This window comes from Zhongshania guokunii (assembly GCF_040892635.1).
GTDB classification, from domain to species: domain Bacteria; phylum Pseudomonadota; class Gammaproteobacteria; order Pseudomonadales; family Spongiibacteraceae; genus Spongiibacter; species Spongiibacter guokunii.
In genome coordinates this window covers 126,676-146,074 of sequence record NZ_JBFRYA010000001.1, presented here as the reverse complement: position 1 = coordinate 146,074, position 19,399 = coordinate 126,676, and the positions used below count along the sequence as shown (strand labels likewise).

Annotated in this window: 15 protein-coding genes; 6 read left to right on the top strand and 9 right to left on the bottom strand. The window is 49.5% G+C overall.

Going from position 1 to position 19,399, the window contains the following annotated elements; genetic code table 11:
* Positions 1-41: 41 nt before the first annotated feature.
* The 4 genes from AB4876_RS00605 to AB4876_RS00590 all read right to left on the bottom strand — a co-directional run bounded on the left by AB4876_RS00605 (position 42) and on the right by AB4876_RS00590 (position 6,536).
* Positions 42-2,477 (bottom strand): TonB-dependent receptor, encoded by a 2,436-nt coding sequence (locus AB4876_RS00605; RefSeq protein WP_368379721.1) that lies wholly within the window; start codon positions 2,475-2,477, stop codon positions 42-44.
* 301 nt (positions 2,478-2,778) lie between these two features.
* Entirely contained in the window at positions 2,779-3,882 is a 1,104-nt protein-coding gene (locus tag AB4876_RS00600; protein WP_368379720.1) for an NAD(P)-dependent alcohol dehydrogenase, read from the bottom strand.
* 42 nt (positions 3,883-3,924) lie between these two features.
* Positions 3,925-5,397, bottom strand: coding sequence for an aldehyde dehydrogenase family protein (locus AB4876_RS00595; RefSeq protein WP_368379719.1), 1,473 nt, complete (start codon positions 5,395-5,397; stop codon positions 3,925-3,927).
* Positions 5,398-5,468: 71 nt separating this feature from the next.
* On the bottom strand, positions 5,469-6,536 hold the full coding sequence (locus tag AB4876_RS00590; RefSeq protein ID WP_368379718.1) for an NADH:ubiquinone reductase (Na(+)-transporting) subunit F: 1,068 nt from the start codon (positions 6,534-6,536) through the stop codon (positions 5,469-5,471).
* 367 nt (positions 6,537-6,903) lie between these two features.
* Here AB4876_RS00590 and AB4876_RS00585 point away from each other — a divergent pair, with 367 nt between their 5' ends.
* The 4 genes from AB4876_RS00585 (at position 6,904) to AB4876_RS00570 (ending at position 11,518) form a co-directional block, all read left to right on the top strand.
* Positions 6,904-7,785, top strand: a complete 882-nt coding sequence (locus tag AB4876_RS00585; protein WP_368379717.1) for an SDR family oxidoreductase — start codon at positions 6,904-6,906, stop codon at positions 7,783-7,785.
* A 38-nt stretch (positions 7,786-7,823) separates the two neighbouring features.
* Positions 7,824-8,615, top strand: coding sequence for an enoyl-CoA hydratase/isomerase family protein (locus AB4876_RS00580; RefSeq protein ID WP_368379716.1), 792 nt, complete (start codon positions 7,824-7,826; stop codon positions 8,613-8,615).
* A 21-nt stretch (positions 8,616-8,636) separates the two neighbouring features.
* Entirely contained in the window at positions 8,637-10,208 is a 1,572-nt protein-coding gene (locus AB4876_RS00575; protein ID WP_368379715.1) for a long-chain-fatty-acid--CoA ligase, read from the top strand.
* Positions 10,209-10,285: 77 nt separating this feature from the next.
* The gene (locus AB4876_RS00570) at positions 10,286-11,518 is read left to right on the top strand and encodes a thiolase family protein (RefSeq protein ID WP_368379714.1); all 1,233 of its coding nucleotides are present in this window, start codon (positions 10,286-10,288) and stop codon (positions 11,516-11,518) included.
* An 89-nt stretch (positions 11,519-11,607) separates the two neighbouring features.
* Here the strand turns inward: AB4876_RS00570 and AB4876_RS00565 are convergent, their stop codons facing one another.
* From AB4876_RS00565 to AB4876_RS00555, 3 genes are read right to left on the bottom strand one after another with little or no spacing between them, the layout of a single operon-like run.
* Positions 11,608-12,090, bottom strand: coding sequence for a hypothetical protein (locus AB4876_RS00565; RefSeq protein WP_368379713.1), 483 nt, complete (start codon positions 12,088-12,090; stop codon positions 11,608-11,610).
* Complete coding sequence (locus AB4876_RS00560) at positions 12,090-13,244, bottom strand: phosphotransferase family protein (protein ID WP_368379712.1); 1,155 nt, start codon at positions 13,242-13,244, stop codon at positions 12,090-12,092. Before AB4876_RS00560 ends, AB4876_RS00565 begins: the two co-directional genes overlap by 1 nt.
* Positions 13,241-14,185 carry a DUF7064 domain-containing protein gene (locus AB4876_RS00555; protein ID WP_368379711.1) on the bottom strand — a complete coding sequence of 315 codons (945 nt, stop codon included), beginning with the start codon at positions 14,183-14,185 and terminating at the stop codon, positions 13,241-13,243. The genes AB4876_RS00560 and AB4876_RS00555 overlap by 4 nt, the downstream gene beginning before the upstream one ends.
* A gap of 204 nt (positions 14,186-14,389) precedes the next feature.
* On the opposite strand from AB4876_RS00555, the gene AB4876_RS00550 reads away from it, so the two are divergent.
* Positions 14,390-15,388, top strand: coding sequence for a zinc-dependent alcohol dehydrogenase family protein (locus tag AB4876_RS00550; protein WP_368379710.1), 999 nt, complete (start codon positions 14,390-14,392; stop codon positions 15,386-15,388).
* A gap of 94 nt (positions 15,389-15,482) precedes the next feature.
* On the opposite strand, the gene AB4876_RS00545 is transcribed toward AB4876_RS00550, so the two are convergent.
* A complete protein-coding gene (locus AB4876_RS00545) occupies positions 15,483-16,208 on the bottom strand; it encodes a helix-turn-helix transcriptional regulator (protein WP_368379709.1) in 726 nt (241 codons plus the stop codon).
* Between the two features lie 258 nt (positions 16,209-16,466).
* Between AB4876_RS00545 and AB4876_RS00540 the strand changes: the two genes are divergently transcribed.
* A complete protein-coding gene (locus tag AB4876_RS00540; protein ID WP_368379708.1) occupies positions 16,467-17,084 on the top strand; it encodes a TetR/AcrR family transcriptional regulator in 618 nt (205 codons plus the stop codon).
* A 76-nt stretch (positions 17,085-17,160) separates the two neighbouring features.
* Here the strand turns inward: AB4876_RS00540 and AB4876_RS00535 are convergent, their stop codons facing one another.
* Complete coding sequence (locus AB4876_RS00535) at positions 17,161-19,149, bottom strand: sensor histidine kinase (protein ID WP_368379707.1); 1,989 nt, start codon at positions 19,147-19,149, stop codon at positions 17,161-17,163.
* Between the last annotated feature and the right edge of the window lie 250 nt (positions 19,150-19,399).

Here is a 19,399-nt window from a genome sequence, read left to right as displayed (position 1 = left end):
ATCAAAAAAAGCCGCCCTTTTGGGCGGCAATGGAACATCTCTTAGTTTAGGAAGACATCAAAATCCCACTTAACTTTTAAACCGTAGAGCCGTGGCGGCGCCAAGGTAACTGAGCGGCCAAAGTCTTGCTGCAGAATAGACGCGTAGTAATCCTTGTCTTTCGCATTATCAACAAATGCCGTTAGCTGTAGGCCCCAAGGGTCATAAAAGTAGCTAGTGCGCAGAGACCAGATTTCATACTGATCCTGTACATAGAACGGTGAGTTCTGTGGGGTGGTGAAATACTCACTTTTGTAGGAGTAATCTACCGCCAATTCAAGGCCACCAAAATCACCAATATCTATGAATTGGTTAACCGATACTGACGAGGTCAGCTTCGGCGCCCGCGGCACTTGGTTGCCGGTGAAATCACGCGGACCATTGATTACGCCACCAGTCGATATCGGCAGTTCTATGCCCAACAATCCAAGAGGGATATCTTCTAAGCCACCAGGTCCGAAATATAAGCCTGTTGTGTCATCAAAGCCTTCGCCATTGGTGTAGTCGGTAAACTCTGAGTTGACATAAGAAGCACCGCCGGTAATTGCCAAGCCTGGATTCCAATCTGGCATTGGCTGCCATTGCATGTCTATCTCAACACCCTTCGCCTCTGCAGCGCCGGCGTTGGCATAACGTACAATTGCACCAGAAGTGAATGACACGATACCCGTTAACAGGTTCTTAGTTTCAGACGCGTAGATTGCACCGTTAAGCTGTAAGGTTCCGTCTAGCCATTCAGACTTAAAGCCTAATTCAACTGCGGTAGCTTCTTCACCCTCAACTGCATCGGGGTTACCGAAGAAGTTTACGATGTTATAGGTCGGGCTCTTATAACCGCGCTGAATAGAGGTGTAGATCTGCGTAGTTTCATCTGGGAACCACTGCAGCGAAATTTTCGGCGAAAAGGTTTCTTCTTCTAGCGGCTCACCACCAAATTCAGAAATAAGGGTATTCCGCGAGTAATCGTCGCCCTCGTAGTAAGACTGATCCATACCAGGAGATAGCGTGTCGACCAAGTACAAATTGGTATTACCAATTTCACGGGTTTCTTCTTGGTAGCGAGCACCCAAAGTAAGCTTCCAGTCTTCATTAATGCTATAGGTACCCTGGAAATAAACAGCATCAGATTCGGTATAAAGCAAACCGCCCGATTCCAGCGTAACCCTTGGAAGCCCCGCCACCAAATTACCGGTATTTAACCCTAGCAAAGGCACTGTGGCAGAGTCTAATACATTTGTGAGCAAGCCAGATGCAATGCCGCTATTAACAAAGAAGAACAAGCGACCAAAGCCACCTTCTGCTTCTAACCGGTAGTAACCCGCAACCCACTCAAAACTGTCCGAGCCAGGGGTTTCTGAATTCGACAGTACTTGAAACTCATAGGTTTGCTGATCGTTGTATTGATCATAAGTAACGAAACCTGAGCGATCTTCATCAGTCGAATCATAGTCAAACTGGCCAAGGTCAACATCGGCCAACTGATCGGCATAGGTAAATTTCAAATCAACTGGACCTGGACGCCACTCAAGAATCGCACCAAACATGGTGTTAATGGTGCCATTGCCGCCTTCCAAATTAGTATGTGAGTCGCGGTCTGGCTCATCTACCTCTGCCCCAGCGCCAAGAAGTAGAGAGGGCCGAGTATTTTCTTGTGTTAATGAATTACCGTTATACTGGTTAACATAAGAACCAATTAAGGTCGCCGAGAAATCGTCGCTATCCCACTTTATTTTAACGCGACCACCTTCCGAGAAGTCCTCCCGAATCGGTCTTTCCACGCCATTACTATAATTCATACCGTAATTTTCGTGACCATCTTTGAAGGCCGCCAAGGTAACACCTAGCCCGTCAATAATAGGCAAACCCAAATATGCTTGGTATTCTTGGCTACCATAATTGCCTTGCACGTATTTGATATTACCAACAATCTCGTCGACTGGTGGATCATCAGTAACGATACTAATCGCACCGGCCGTTGCATTTCGGCCGAATAAGGTACCCTGAGGGCCTTTAAGTACTTCAACCCGCTTTACTGGGCCCAAAGTATCTTGTTTACCCTGGCTCGCTGGAATATTAATACCGTCAATATAAGTAGCCACACTTGGATCGGCGTTGGGTAGAAACGCATCACTACCCACACCGCGCAGGTAAATCAGCGTGTAGCCATAGGTGTAAGTGAAGGTGAGTCCCGGTGTGATCCGCTGTAAATCGGCGGTATCTTCAATGTTGAAGGCATCGAGTTTATCGCCAGAGAATGCCTGAATCGCGATAGGAACGTCTTGTGAGTCTTCTTCGCGTTTTTGGGCCGTAACCACGACCTCTTCCAGCAAACGGTTGGTCCGTTTCTTTTGGGTACCGTCCCCATTATCTTGCGCATACGTCGCGCTCGCCATTAGCGGTATAGCCGCAATAGCTGCAGCCAAAACACTTTTTTTCATATTATTCACCCTTGCTTTAATATTTTTTGTATTTATCGATTATTTTTAGAATCCGCCGATTTCTGCGACGACGATATCCTTACTAACCTTATGTGTACTATTTATTCATAAGCTAACTATTGTGTCAAATATTTTCTCACTGTGCTTTTAATAACTGTGAACTTTCGCTAGATTTAGGAAGAGTAAAAATACAAGCGCACGATGTCTTAATAAAAATCTGGTGCTAACACCGCACTAAAACAAGCCCTGGTCAACGCCGCCAGCTATCGCTAACCGAATTAACGCAGGGCATTTTGACAACTTACAATTTCAATATAGCCTTAACGCATTTGCCGCTGTGCTGATCAGCAACCGCTTGATTGATATCATTAAACGCGTAGAAATCACAAAGCTTGTCAAAGGGAAACTTACCTTCCATATAAAGATCGACCATAACCGGCACAAATTCCGCTGGATCCGCATCACCCTCGCAAATACCCTTCACTTTAATACCGCAAAGCAAGATATTAAGCACATCCAGCTTCAATGTTGCGTCTTCTTCAGTGCTGGGCACCCCCACCACACCAATGGTACCGGCCGCGGCCATTGCCGCTACAAGCCCGCCAAACACAACGTTCTTGCCAGTAGTATCTAGTGCGTAGTTCAAGCCGTTAGGTACAATAGCGCGAATCGCTTCGGTCATATTGCCAGCCATCGGATCTATAACGTGAGTAGCACCCAACTCCAACGCTAGCTTACGACGATTTTCATGGGGTTCCACAACAATAATTGTCGAGCAGCCCTGCACTACTGCGCCTAATACGGCTGCAAGACCAACTGCACCACCACCGGTTACCGCAACCGCTGAACCCGCTTCGCAGGCCATTGAGCGCATAAATGTACCCGCGCCAGTCTGAATTCCACAACCAAGCGGCCCAAGCAGCTCCAAAGGTGCATCGTCACGTACTTTAATGACGTTATTTTCATAACACAGTGCGTAGCTTCCAAATGAAGACTGACCGAAAAAGTGGCTACTCACGGGGCCAGAGCTGTCTGATAAAGCCTTGCTGCCATCAGCGCGAATACCGACAAAATTAAGCGGAGCAAACTGCTGGCAATAGTTGTGGTGATCGTGATCACAAGGCGCGCATTTTTCACAGAAGGTGTATGACAGCACCACGTGATCGCCTGGCTTGACCGATGTCACACCTGACCCAACTTTTTCTACGATACCGGCGCCTTCATGGCCAAGCACGATAGGCATTTCGGCAGGAATCGCTTGATCCCGCGCCGCAATATCAGTGTGGCACACACCCACACCTAAAATCCGAACCAAAACCTCATCAGCCCTTGGGTCTTCAATTTCCAAATTTTCAATTGAAAAATCTGCTCCGGCTGCTCGACTTACCGCTGCTGTTATCTGCATTTTTATCTTCCTAATTCGACTTATAACGAGGTTTATTGAAAATCAGTCGTCCAACAAAGCACACACAGATTTAGACTCGGTAAACATCAACACGCCGTCCTCACCCACTTCACGACCGATACCCGACTCTTTAAAGCCACCAAATGGCATTGCTGCATCAACCACAAAGTAGGTATTGATCCACACAGTTCCAGCATGGATTGCTGCGGCCATTTTGTGGGCAGTTTTTACATTTTTACAATACAGGTTGGCACCCAAGCCAAACTGGCTCTGGTTAGCCAGTTTAACGGCCTCTTCTTCGGTGCTAAATTTGGTCGCGGTAAGCACCGGCCCAAATATCTCTTCATTAAACACTCGTGAATCCGACGACGCCCCAGACAAAATAGTGGGTTTAACGTAATAACCCTGTCCCGGCAAATCGCCTTCAGGTGAAATGCGCTCGGCACCTTCTTCTTGACCGATTTTGATGTAATTTTCAATGCGGTCTCGTTGCTTTTTATTTACAACAGGGCCGATCATTGTCGTTGGGTCTTGGCCTGCGCCAATTGGCAGGTTCTTCGCCACTTCATTGATACCGGCCACCACAACATCATAAATCGATTCGTGGCAGAGCAGCCGCGAGCCTGCAAAACAGGTTTGCCCAGAGTTGAAGAATATCGCCATTGCCGCATCGGGTATCGCTTTATCCAAATCAGCATCAGGCATGATGATGGTTGGCGACTTGCCACCCAATTCTAGACTAACGCGACGCAGGTCATTTGCCGAGCTGCGTAAGATATGCTTACCAACTGGGGTTGAGCCAGTAAAAGCGATTTTATCTACATCAGGATGGGTAATTAACGCTTCACCAGCTATCTCACCCACACCAGTCACAATATTCAGCGCACCAGGCGGAACACCGGCTTCTAACATTAACTCTGCCAAGCGCAACGTTGTTAGCGATGTCACCTCTGAAGGCTTAAGCACCACAGTACAACCCGCTGCCAACGCAGATGCGATTTTCCACGAGGCCATAGGTAATGGGTAGTTCCACGGCACAATAGCGCCGACCACACCAACCGGCTGGCGCAAGGTGTAAGCATGATACTGGCGACCATCACCAGAAATTGGCAGTGTCTTACCGTAAATTTTGGTACACCAGCCCGCCATATAGCGGAACACTTCTACCGAAGAAGGAATATCGACCATCATCGCCAAATGCTTAGGCTTGCCATTATCGAAACTCTCTAACAGCGCTAATTCTTCGGCGTGAGCTTCAATTTTGAGCGCAACCTGCTCAAGCAAGCGACTGCGATCAATAGGACGCATCCGCGACCACGCGGTCGACTCAAAAGTCTTGCGGGCGGCTTTTACCGCTGCATCAATTTCTGCAGCACCGCCTGCGGCGATAGACGTAAAAATTTCACCGTTAGCTGGATTTTCAACACTCAGAGTTTCGCCGCTATAAGCGTCGCACCAGTCACTACCAATTAACATTTTGCCCGAGGGCACACTGATATCACTAAGGGAATTCATACGCTATCTCCGTTTATTATTAATTTCCGAAATGGCGACGCCTTAGAAAGACGTCGCCTGAAAAATATAACTCAGTCTTGCCGAGAGATGCCGTGACTGGCATCCAAAAACTTATCGGCATGAACATTTTTCTCAACAATATTCAGCTCTAATACGGTAGCCGTGACCGCGTCGATCATTGGCGGTGGACCGCACAAATACACCTGAGTATCTGCAGACAAATACTGCCCAGCAACAGGCTCAATCGCGGTATTAACAAACCCCCGCAAACCCTGCCAATCGCTGTCTTCAGGCTCATTAGAGAGCACCGGTACAAATTGGAAAGCGCCATCCCAGGCCTCGCCGATTGCCGCAATACGATCCAGACAATACAAATCAGCCTGGCTGCGGGCGCCAAAGAACATCACGCAGGGGCGGCCGTGAGGCTCCTTCGCCGCTTGCTCCAACAAACTAACAATTGGCGCCAAACCACTACCACCGCCAACACAAATAATTGGCCCGCGACCATCACGCAGCCAAAAATTACCTGCGGGGCCGTGCACAGCGACCTTGGCGCCCTTTAGCTTGTCGTCAAACAACATACCGGTAAATTCACCACCGGGCACATTGCGAATAAAGAGCTCAACATCCTGACAACCGCCCTCTGCCGGCGCCATTGCAAAAGAGTAAGAGCGAGCACCAAAAATTTCTTCGTGGTGAATCTGCAGATATTGCCCAGCATCAAATTTAACTGGTCGATCAAGATGAATAGTCACCTTACGGGTATCGTGGGTGAGATCTTCGTAATTGACGATTTCACCCTCAAAATCTTCTGGCGGGGTGAGGTGTTTTAACTCGAAGTTAGGAATTTCGATCACGGCGTCAGACTTCAAGGCCGCTTGGCAGGTCAGAATCACATCGTTTTGTAATTCCTCAGCATCGAGAACATAGGCAAAATTGGTTAACTCCCTAACCTTGCCTTCCGACATTTTGCACTTACAGGTACCGCAAGTGCCCACTGTGCAGCTGTGGGGCATTGCGTACCCTGCAGCCAAACCTGCTTCAAGAATTGACTGACCGGGCTTAACATCAAAGCTCACCCCAGCCGGCATAACAGTAACCCGCTTGGCAGAGGGCTTTAAAAATGAGAATAATGACACATGAACTCCTACACACTCATTTATCGTGAGCTGGCCGCCAAACACAACGCCCCGCTGCTATTATTAGTTAACTTTACTTAATTTACGTTTGCGAACCATTAATGTCAAGGCAAGAGAATACGTAATTGGGTGTATTTTTTAGAATACTTCTGACAATATAATTCCCTCCAGATTTAGACCACCAACTAGTTAGCAGCGATAAACCCTCGTGTTTTTAAATTATATAACCACTAGCTATTTACCATTTTACTTCGCACGCGTACTATTAACATCATTATAGAAAACATAGCAAACCAATATAATGTGCCACCAAGTACCAAAACGCATATTAACGGTGCAAATCTGAACCCATAAAAGAGGCCTTACCATGTTTAATAGCAGCACTCTCAGCAATAAGCGGATACTCGTTACGGGCGGCGGCACGGGCCTAGGCAAAGAAATTAGTAGAGGGCTGCTCGCCAGCGGCGCTGAAGTGTACATCTGCGGGCGCCGTGAAAATGTATTAAAGACCACCTGCGAGGAGCTTAGCAAGGACACCGGCGGCAAAATCCACTACCGAATTTGCGACATCCGCGACCCCGAATCCATCGACGACATGGTGGAGTCTATTTTTACCGAAGGTCCGCTAACAGGTTTGATCAACAACGCTGCAGCTAACTTCATCTCCCCCACCAAAGACTTATCGCCACGGGGCTATCAAGCTATTCGCTCCACGGTAATGGACGGTTCTTTCTACACTGTATTAGCCGTGGGTAAGCGCTGGATCAACCTTGGGATTCGCGGCAGTATCGTTAGTAACTTAGTAACCTGGGTTTGGACCGGTTCGGCCTATGTCGTGCCGTCGGCAATGTCTAAAACCGCCATCGACTCCATGACCAAGTCTCTCGCGGTAGAGTGGGGCCCTTACGGCATTCGCCTCAACGCAGTGGCGCCCGGCCCATTCCCCACCGAAGGTGCTTGGGAAAAACTAAACCCCACTGGCAAATCGAGCGGCGCCACCGATTCGTCTAGCGTCCCGATGCGCCGCTACGGTGAAATGCCAGAGCTGGCGAACTTGATGATTTTCTTACAAGCTGACGGCTGCGACTACTTAACAGGGCAGACCATTGCCATTGATGGTGGCCACCATTTAGCGGCGCCGAGCACATTTGCCAGTCTATCTGATCTGAGCGACGACGATTGGGGCAATATTCGCGACAATATTAAGGCCTCGGCCGAGAAAGAAAAAAGCGAGCGCTCAATCGGCTAAGGCAGCGGTTTCGAACCTAAAGATAAGAGAAAGCAATCATGGAATTATCGGCGTTTAAATTCAAAATAGAGAACGGTATAGCCCGCATCACCCTTAGTCAGGGCAAACGAGGCAACCCCTTTGATTCGACATTTTGTCGCGAATTCAACCTAATCGCCACCGAATGCGATGATAACCGCGACGTACGCGCGGTCATCATCGACGCCGAAGGCCCCTATTTCAGTGTTGGCGGAGACTTAAAAACCTTTGCCAACGGTGAGCGCCCCGCGCTGCCCCGTTTTATTAAAACGGCAACCGCCGATATGCACATGGGTGTTTCTCGACTCGCGCGTATGGACGCGCCAGTGATATTTAGCTGCGACGCACTGGTCGCTGGTGGCGGTGTTGCACTAGCTGCGGCTGCCGACTTTGTACTTGTTGGCCCCCATGCCAAGTTCTATGCGGCCTTCGCTGCCATCGGCTTTTCCTGCGACTGTGGCTCTTCCTATTTTCTACCGCGCCGCGTTGGCACTCGCAGAGCATTCTCCTTTTTTGCCCGCAACCAAAACTGGAGTGCCGAGCAAGCGTTGGAATACGGCCTAGCCACCGAAATTCACAGTTCAGAAGGCCTTGCTGAGGCCACCGAAAAACTAGCCCAAGAACTGGCAGCAGGACCAACTTTTACCTATGGTCAATACAAGAATTTGTTTCTGAGCAGTTTCGACAATGGCCTTGAAAGCCAAATGGAAATGGAATCTAGAGCACTGACCGAGTGCACTCGCACCGACGACACGTGGAACGCGGTGCTAGCTATCGCTAACAAAGAAAAAGTAACCTTCCACTACAAATAATACTAATAGGGGATCGACAATATGTGGGCCTTTCCAGAAATTCGCAACGTTGCAGACATTGTTCGCTACAACGCCAAGCACTATCCGCAACAGACCGCCACCCAGTTTATGGGCTACGCGCTCAGCTGGGCTGAATTTGATGAAAAATCCAGCAAAATGGCCAATGCCATGCGCAGCGCCGGCGTAAACCAAGGTGACCGCGTGCTGTACTACGCCGGCAATGCCGACGACTATTTTCTCACCATTTATGCCTGTGCAAAAATTAACGCTGTATTCATTCCCATGAACTGGCGCCTGTCTAGCACTGAAGCTGCCGGCATCCTGAACGACGCCAAGCCCGCATTGGCCATCGTTCAAAATAGCTTTAAGGACCTCTGGGATAGCGCTCGTGACATGATTGATCTCGATATCCCGAGCATTGATATGGTTGCTGGTCAGCGCGAGCAAAACCCACTTTGGCAGTGGTACGACGGCGCTGATAGCAGCGACCCTAACGCTTGGTGTGGTCTTGAAGACACCACTTGGCAAATCTACACCTCCGGCACCACCGGCATCCCCAAGGGCGTAGAATTTTGCCAAGCCGGCATTATGAATATGCGCCTCTGCGAGCACCTTGAGCCAGCCTACACATGGGGATCGCAGGACCGTTTCCTATTCTGTGTGCCAAGCTTCCATTTACTGGGCCTGGGTCTGTCAATGCAAGCGATGTACAACGGCGCTACTATTGTTATCGCCACCCAATTTGACCCCACAGAAGTACTGCAACTAATAAATCAGCAGAAACCAACTCTGGCTGGCGTAGCACCAGTCATGCTGCAAATGTTGCTAGACCACCCGCAAACAGAAAGTACAGACTTCAGCAGCCTGCGCGAAATAATGTATGCCGGTTCAGCTATCTCAGTTGGGCTGCTAAAGCGCGCTATGGAAAAGATCCCCTGCAAATTTATGCAGTTTTACGGATCAACCGAGTCTGGCGGTGCAATCACCTTACTCCGCCCAGACGATCATGACCTTAACAACGAGCACCGTTTAACCTCCTGTGGTAAACCCCTGCCGCTAATCGAAATCAAAATTATCGATGCCGATGGCAATAGCTTGGGCGCCAATCAACCGGGAGAAATGCTCATAAAACTGCCATCCGTTGCTAGAGGCTACTGGCAAAAGCCCGATGCGTGGAAGGAAGTCTTCCAAAATGGCTGGTATAAATCTGGCGACGTGGGCTATTTCGATGACGAAGGCTATTTCTATATCGTCGATCGCGCGAAGGACATGATTGTCACTGGCGGCGAGAACGTCTATTCCACCGAGGTCGAAAACTGCTTATCATTGCACCCCGATATCGCTGGCGCTGCTGTAATTGGTGTCCCCAGTGATAAATGGGGCGAAGAAGTCAAAGCCATGATTATTCGCCGACCTGGCACCAACCCCAGCGAAGCCGATATAATTGACTATTGCAAAGAGCGCCTAGCGCGCTACAAATGCCCAAAATCAGTGGCCTTTGTCGACGACTTCCCGCGCACCGGCGCTGGCAAGGTGTCGAAAAAAGACCTCCGCGCTCCCTACTGGGAGAATTGCGGGCGCAGTATCGGCTAGACCGGTAACTTTACGGGAATTCTTTCCCGTTTTTTGTTACGCTAGCTAACATTCAATAGACCAACCGGAGTTTTACAATGATCACAACCTACGATGACGCGTGGCTAATCGACGGCCGCCGCAGCGGCTTTGGTGCAGTAAACGGCACGATCTCGAATATCTCGGCAACAGATCTCGGTATTGCTGTCGCGAAAGGCCTGCTTAACGAGGCGAAGATCAACCCCCAGGATATCGACTGCCTATTTGCTGCCAACCTTGCCCCCTCTGACTTTGACGCGGGCTACTTACCTCGTCACATTGGTCTGTACTCCGGTCTTCCGCAAGGCGCACCAGCACTGATGCTGCAGCGTCTGTGTGGTTCAGGTTTCGAACTTATTGCCGCAGCTGCCGATTACCGCCAGCTCAATAAAGCCGAAGTGATGCTCTGCGTAGGCAGTGAATCAATGTCTCGTATGCCGGTCGCCAGCTTTACTAGCCGCAGCGGCTTTAAATTGGGTCAAGTCGACTTCCGCGACTACCTGCTTGAGCTGCTCTACGACGCCGCTGCCGATATCCCAATGGGTATCACAGCCGAGAATCTCGCCAAGCAGTACAATCTAAGCCGCGTTGAAGTAGATCAATTCGCGATGACCAGCTTTGAGCGGGCTTTAGCCGCGCAAAAATCCGGTGTGCTCTCTGATGAAATACTCACGCTCACCAACCAAACCTTTGAGTGCGAAGGCCTGAAAACCAAGCAGTTTAAGCTGCCGCGCGGTGTTGAAAGCTTTGCAACTGACGAGCATGTGCGCCCCACTACCCTAGAGACATTGGCTAAATTGCGCCCCTCTTTCACTAAGGATGGCGTACAAACTGGCGGCAATAGCTCTGGCATTGTTGACGGCGCTGCGGCTGCACTGGTTTCTAGCAAAGCCTACGCTGATCGCACTGGCATTAAGCCCCTTGCTAAAATCGTCGCCTCTTCTGCAGCCGGTGTTGATCCCCACTACATGGGTATCGGCCCAGTTCCAGCAATCAAAGCCTTGTTAGAAGCCACTGGCCTAAGCATTGACGATATTGGTTTGTTCGAAATTAACGAAGCATTCTCGGCTCAGTGTCTTGCCGTAGCCCGCGAGTTAAAAATTGACGAGAGCAAACTCAACGTCAACGGCGGCGCAACTGCATACGGCCACCCATTGGCGGCAACCGGCGTGCGTTGTACTACAACCGTCGCTAAAGAAATGAAACGCCGCGGCGTTAAATACGGTATTGCTTCAGCCTGTGTTGGCGGTGGCCAAGGCAGCGCAATACTGCTGGAAAACCCCGACGCATAAGCTATACGCCACTAGCAGCAACGCTGCTATGTAAACCCAAAACGGCAGCCCTAGGGCTGCCGTTTTGCTTTGTGCCGCAGTATATAAAATTATTCGGCCAGCAGAGCATCTACCGTCGGCAATTCTTTAGGATTACCGTCAAATCCCATCGGCAAAAACCACGCGCGCCCCATATTAGTATGCGCCTCAGCGTACTGAATTAATGCCTTAGTGCTTTCACGCTTAAATGCCGAACTGGTGTCACTACATGCCAGAATACGCTCTAGATGGAAGCCCATAGCTGTCACCTCAAGGTTTTTTCGCGCGACATCAAGCTCTGCCAGCCAGCCTGCAACACTCTCCTCAGCTGCGCCAAGTTCCAGTAGCGCATCGGCTAATTTAAACAACAATCGCTGGCAGTAATCATCAACCGCATGCTCGCGATTAGCCTGCTGCTGCAACGCCGCAAGATGACCTAACATTAGGCCCGCTTGCTCTTTGGCAAGGGGCTGATCATCGCGAATCGCGGGCATAATGGTGTCTTGCAGAGTACGCATCATGGTATCAATGCGCAGTGCGCTAGCTGGATTCATTACTGACCCTCCTTAAGCAGGCTTAATAGTTCGGCGGAGAAGGAGTGCCCTGCGGCAGCAAGCCAGCTCAGCAATACATCTTGATGACTGTGCTTACGACCAGCGGTTTGCGCCGCGGTAGCAAGGCAAATTGCCACACACTTGTACACGCTCAATACCTTATAAAAATGCAGAGTTTTGGCATCGACTAGGCGGCCCGTTGCCGCGCGGTAGAGTTCACACAGTTCCTCTGGCGTCATCAGCCCCGACGCCATAATTTGACCGTCTTCAGTCACGCCTTTATGGCAAATAATCCAAGCCAGATCTTCGTGGTAGTCGCCAATATGGGCCAGTTCCCAATCTAAAACTGTGCTAATTTCTTGGCTGTCTTCGTCGAATAAATAATTGCCGGTGCGGTAGTCGGCATGGACCACCACCAATTCCAGCGCGTCGGGAAGATTGTCGCGCATCCAGCGCTCGGCCAAGCCCATCAGCGGCGAGCCTTCAATGGCGTCATCCTGCCACACACTGCTCCACCAATTTAATTGCCAGCGCGCCGCCTGCTGGGGGTCGGCATCCGGCACCTGAAACACCTCTGGCTTAAAATCCACGGCCACCCCATGCATGGCCACCAAGTAGTCAATAAATTGCGCCGAGAGCCGCTCACGGAACCGCTCAGGCAATAACGCACCCAAGCCCGACACATTGCCGCTGTCACCGCTGGGCTTGGTGACACCACCAATAAATCCGCAAATCAGTGCCGGTCGCCCCAGCTCAGCGCCCTCTATGTCTGCCCATAACACCGGTGGCACCGGTAATACACTCTGCATGCAGTTAAGTACTTCGTACTCTTTACGGCGATCAGTCACCACCGCGCTTTCTAAGGGATCCATACGCAGTACGCAGCGCTGTACAGGCCCGGCCGCAGAATGTAAATCAAAAACAAATTGCTCCTTAGACGCGCCCCCACCCATCCGGCGCAGACCTTTCACCTCGGCCCCAGTCAAACCTTGAGTGCGAATGAAAGCCTCTAACTTAGGCAGCAGTTGCCCTGCACTCAGCGACTGATAAACCCCTTGGGATTTATTGTTCGCAGCCTGCTGTAACATCGCCACCACGCTAGGTTCAATATCGCGACCCAACTCAAAGCTCGCCGCCACACTAGACAAGCTCATTTGACCACCTCGGCTTTTGCTTTAACGTAGTTAATCAGGCTATTAGTCCACATCACTTCGCAACAGCCACCGCCGGGCTGACCGTCGATGAAAGCGGAAATCGGCGATTCAAAAAGAGTAATCATCGGATCAGGTGAAAGATAAAAAGTCGCGAACGGAACCCCTTGAAAGCGAGTTGATCGCCCCGCGGTATCGATAATGTCCGCATTGACAACACGCGTGGTCATGTCGTCATTCATCTCAAAATCAATATCCACATCAACCACCTGAGCGATATGGCCATTCTTATCAACGTAGCCGCGAATCAGGGTTTGGCCCATGGATTCCAGCTTCCAAAAATGCACACTCAACTCTGGCCCCGCTTGAGCGTGTATCCATTTCCAATGCTGATTCACACCCCAATCACGGGTACCCCAAGAATGATCGCGCTGGGTGTAGCCGCGCAACGCAATCTCCTTCCCGGCGAAGCGTATCGAACCAGACTGGGTGCCCTGCTGCTCAAAGCGGTCATGAGCTATCCACTGGGGGCAACCGCCTTTATGAGAGCTATAAGCGTAAGCGGGTTGGCTGGCGGTAAAATGGAAATCAATTTCGAATTTATCAGATTGATAGCGAATGTGGGCAGTTTCTAGCAAGCTGCCCAAGCGCAGCTGCAAGCCCGCCACCCGCCAGTCAAAAAAATCCATTTCGGCGGGTACCGCAATACCATCAAAACTTTCGATCAACGGCTCTGGCCCAATGCCAGGGCCAAAAAGGGTGACCGCGCAACCCGCCTTACCTTCGCCATTGACCCAAGTGTAAACAATACCCGCCACACCCTCTTCCGGCAGCTGTAATAAATAGGCTAGCGACTCTCGTGCCAGCGGCCCACTGCCAAGTTTATGACGATTATCGTGAATAGGGTCGAGTGGCTTTATATCGGTGGTGTACACGCGCTGCATTGGATATCTCTTTATTATTTACTGAATATTGCGTGCAAGCATAACAACTAGTTAAAAACCAGCAATGGACCAATTTCAGCTAATGGGCCTGACGATTTAATAGCGTACAATTAGCGCCCTAAAATTAGTACCGCAACCAAAACACTGAAACTTAGCCAAAACGCCTTCCCCAAGTTTAGGCAATGCCCAAAAGGATCACTAATCATGCTTACCGCCGCAATTCACACACCGGCTAACCTAGAGTCGATAGTAATTGAGCAACGACCAGAACCCAGCATCAAAGCAGGTACAGTGAAAGTTCGCTGGCACGCCCTGTCACTGAATTTTCACGACTATGCCGTTGCCAGCGGAATGATGCCAACTGAGCATGGCCGTATTCCGATGTCTGACGGCGCAGGTGAGATCATTGAAGTTGGTGAAGGCGTTAGCGAATGGCAGTGTGGCGATCGCGTCATGAGTTTATTCTTTCCCGACTGGCACAACGGCGACCCCAGTCAAGACAATACCAGCCGCATCGGCGGTGACTCCGTCGACGGCTGCGCCACCGAAATTAGCATTACCGATCCCGCGAACTTAAGCCGTATTCCCAATAATTACAGCTACACCGAAGCCGCAACACTGACCTGCGCCGCGCTCACTGCCTGGCGAGCCTTAGTTGAAGTTTGCAATATAAAGGCTGGTGACAGCGTGCTCATCGAAGGTAGCGGTGGCGTTTCGATTTTCGCCGTGCAACTGGCTAAAGCACTTGGCGCGACCGTGTACGCGACCAGCTCTAGCGAGGAGAAAATGGAACGCCTTAAACAGCTAGGTGCAGATCACGTCGTCAATTACCGAAGCGACCCGCTTTGGGGAGAAACCATCCATCACCTGAGCGGCGGCATCGACCACGTTCTTGATGTAGGCGGCGGCACGACCCTTGAGCAATCAATTAGCGCTGCCAAAGTAAATGGTAATTTAGTCCCCATCGGTATTTTGGGTGGCCTCGAAGCAAATATTAATCTCACCCAGTGGATGCTCAAACAACTGCGTATTCGCCCCATCGCGGTCGGAAGTCGTGAAATGCAAAACAGAATGGTCGACTTTTTAGAAACCGCAGATTTCAAACCAATTATTGATTGCTGTTTTGAGTTGCCACAATTAGCAGAGGCCTTCCACTACCAGCTTTCAGGCCAGCACCTAGGCAAAATTTGTATCAATCTATAAGCATCATTGCCGCCGAAAACAGCAAACAACAATAAGTAAAAGCTATTTTCGGCAAGCAAGCCAAATAAAGCGACACTGAAAATAAAAATTCTAGTTAGAGCAGCCCCAACTGCTGAACAGCGGCAAGTAATGCCGTACGGTTGTGGACTGAAAATTTGCGAAACAGACGCTTAAAATGATTTTCAATGGTGTATTCAGACAGCGACAGTGCCGCAGCAATTTGCTTATTGCCATAACCCGCTTGCAGAGCCTTGACCACATCTCGCTCCCTTGGCGACAACGACAGCCCCTGGCCAACAGCAGTAGCTACTGGCGCAGCGCTAAGTATCGGCGCGATTAAGGACGACATTAATTCAGTTGCCGCCTCCCCCACAAAATTATCTATGTCATCAATAACGCTGTGACTAGCAGATATTTCGCCGTATTCGCGACCTCGATCTTGGCCCATCAGACCACCCACTAAAAAAATCTCTGGCGTGTAGGGATGTATCACCGACACAATATCGCGATATCCTACCCGATTAATGTAGCTCCAATAGCTATCGCCTTGACTATCATCACCGTCAAACTGGCCGCGATCCAATACTGTCGCCTGCGTATTAGCGCCTTGCTGCTTTATATAATTCAAAAATGGATCATGTGCCCACAAGCGCTGGCTGTACACGGTCTTTATTTGGGCGCTCATACCGTAGTGACAAAAAAAATGGACTCCCGCTTGCTCTGGCCGCGCAGAGAACAAAAACAGACAAAAGTTATTTGCCCCCGAGCGCGCCATAACGTCCTGAGCGAATTGATGTTGGTGGTTAGTGAATGCAGGCATGGCTATTATTTTATTACCTAGCTAACAATTAGCATTCAGTGTAGTTTCATTTTAAACTAGCCGTCAACTACTAGCTTAATGCGTGCTTAGCGCACTAAAGCCCCAAGCAATCATCCTTCACAGCGTGCCCCTCCCAGCAGCACAGCTATTTAGTATACTGTGCCATCCAGAGTAACTACTGGCTTAAACTGTACGGATTAGATAAACGTTGAGGTTTTAAAAAATGCAGTCTATAGCTGTCTGGCGAGGACAACAATTTTGACAGAAAGCCCCAAAAAAGCGCGTGTACCACAGTCACAGCGCACCGCCACTATGCGCTACCGCTTGGCCAAAGCCGCCTTCGAAGTGATCAAAGACGTCGGCTATGCCAATTTCCGCACCTCGGCAGTATCAAAGCAAGCCGGGGTTTCACAGGGCGCGCAGCTCCATCACTACCCCACTAAAAATGACCTAACTTTGGCCGCAATGCAATACGCTTACGAGCAATCAAACAGCATATTCACTCGCAATATCAGTGCCTTTAGACCCGATCATGACCCCGTTGATGCTGCCATGAAAGATGCCGAAGATTTTTTTATGTCGGACTATTTCACCGTGGCACTAGATATATTAATGGCAGGTGGTAAAAATGAAGAATTGCGCGGGCAACAGATCCAGCTTGCCGTAAGCAGCCGCTCACTGGTCGAAAAAGCCTGGATCGACAAGCTAGTCGATCTCGGCTGGGAAAAGGAACTTGCCGAGGACATCCTCAATATCAGCTTTTGTTTAGTAAGAGGCTATGTGGTGAAAATGCTCATCAGCGAAAATCCCAAGCAATATCGGCGCTTGGTTCAGCGCTGGAAAAGTATGGTTAGCAGTGCTGTAACGCTAGACTGACAAGCCCTCTTACCAATATCCGTGCCTTTTGCCGGTTCACGGCAAAAGGCACATGCCGCTGAGTTCAACCCACACCTTAACGCAATGGTAGCTCAAACCAAAATACAGCCCCTTGCCCTGGTTCCGATTCAAATCCAATTGAGCCTCCCATGCGCTCAATCAACTGACGAGTTATAGCGAGCCCCAACCCTGAGCCTCCATGCTGCCGTGTATCTGAGCTATCTGCTTGAGAGAATCGCGTAAAAATGCTTTTACGAAAAGACCAGGGAATTCCGCTACCGTGGTCAGATACTTCTACACGAGCCTTGTCGTCTACAGTTTTAATAATAATTTCAACGAGCCCACCCTCGGGCGAAAACTTAATGGCATTTGATATTAGATTACTCAACACTTGCTGGAGACGCATGGCATCAACTCGCACAAGCAGCTCATTTTTCAAGGAGGTCTTAAATATCAAACTAATACGCCGCATACTGCCGTAAGGACGCATACCCTCAATTGCAGTTACCACAATAGTCTCCAACGGCTGCCACTCCAGTTCAAAATTGAGTTTTCCGGCGCTCATTTTCTCCATATCGAGTAAATCGTTTATTAGCGAGCGTAGTCGCTGACTATTTTTATGGGCTACATCCACCATTCCTGACATGGGTGCTGAGACAGGTCCAAATACCCCGCCAGCGATTAAATCAAGACTGCCGACTATTGAGGTCAACGGCGTTCGCAATTCGTGGCTGACCGTCGAGAGAAATTCGCTTTTCAAATTAGCGAGCCGTTTACGCTCCGTTATATCTTCAGCAATACCTAAATAACCTGTAATTTCGCCGACCGTGGAGCGTATTGTCGTAACCACCAATGACACTGAAAAACGGTGCCCATCTTTGTGAATATACGTCCACTCACGGGTTTCTTGGCCATCAACCTCTGACCGCCCAACAAAAACTCTGAAGCCAGAAACACCAGCATTAAACTCTGCACTAAGCTCCTTGCTTCGGGCTTCTATCTCAGCGTCACAATGGAACATTAACGGGGTTTGTAACCCCACCATATCCGCTGCGCGATAACCCAACATTCGCTCAGAACCCTTATTAAATATCGTTATCAGGCCATAGATATCCGTCGCGACAATCGAAAATTCTGAAGCCGAGGCCAGTACTGAGCGTAGTAAATCGTGAGTATTTCCTAAGTTAGTATGAGCATCCTGCAATTCTGCCAGCGCTTTCTCCGTTCGGCTCTTCTCGGCGCGAACTTGCTCAAATAGCTCTTCCTGGCTAAATACCAGCGCGAAGGAGCGAGTAGTAAGAAATACTTTAATAACGCTGTAACTAAGTAAAATAAAACCCGAAGCAAAAATAATATGCGCAAACCACCACAGATGATTCCATGCCGAACTGAGCAAAAAGGTGGCCGATGACTGAGCAAAAAACAACAGTGATACGGAGTAAATTGTCATCAGAGGCGAATTCAGTCCCCGCAGCCGCACGATCGCAACACACAATAGCGAAAGCAGCAAAGCACTAAGCTCAAAAACCTTTTGTGCGTGCGGCGCCCAACTTGTCGACGCCAGGCCAAAAACTGCGACATTGATTATTATCAGAACAGTAGTCCAAGAAAGCCAACTACCTCGGCGCTGGTTTTCGTCATTATCCAGGGCCGGTTTACCATAAGTCAGCAGTCCAACAAAAAAGCAGCCAACCATGACCAGCCTACTAACTGGCCCGTATAGCACAAACTGCCAAATATTTACTGAAGCTATACGAGTGAAAATTCCGTGGCAGGCATAAATAAGCGTAAAAGCAAAGAAACCAAGCGCCAGCCAGCGCAAAAATCGCTCACCGGAGTACTGAAAACACTGCCATGCTATTACTGCAATGAAACCACTCTGAAGGAGCGCTATCGCAATCGCCACTTCGTGACCAGCATGACTGATAAAATGCAGATGATGGTCTTGAAAAAAATACAGGTAGGTAGTAAAAAATGCAGGAATTAAACTCGAGATGCCTATAATAAGAATGGCGTAAGTAGAGCTCAAACGTCGAATAAGATCAGGCGTCGTCATAATTTGCATAAATGTCTTACCAATAGTGAGGGAAGCTTCCTAGCAAATTAAATCGAATGGTGCTGCAATATGGAAATAACACTCCACACGAACATCGATCACCCTTTTTAGGGCCAAAGTTTTTCAAAGTCCCATCATTTAACATAAAGCTAAGGATCACAAGACGAATTTGTAGCGGCAAGCTAGGTATAAACACCTACAAGACAGATAAGTTTAAGCTCTGAATAGGAACGGGCATCGGTCGAGGAATGGCGGGCTA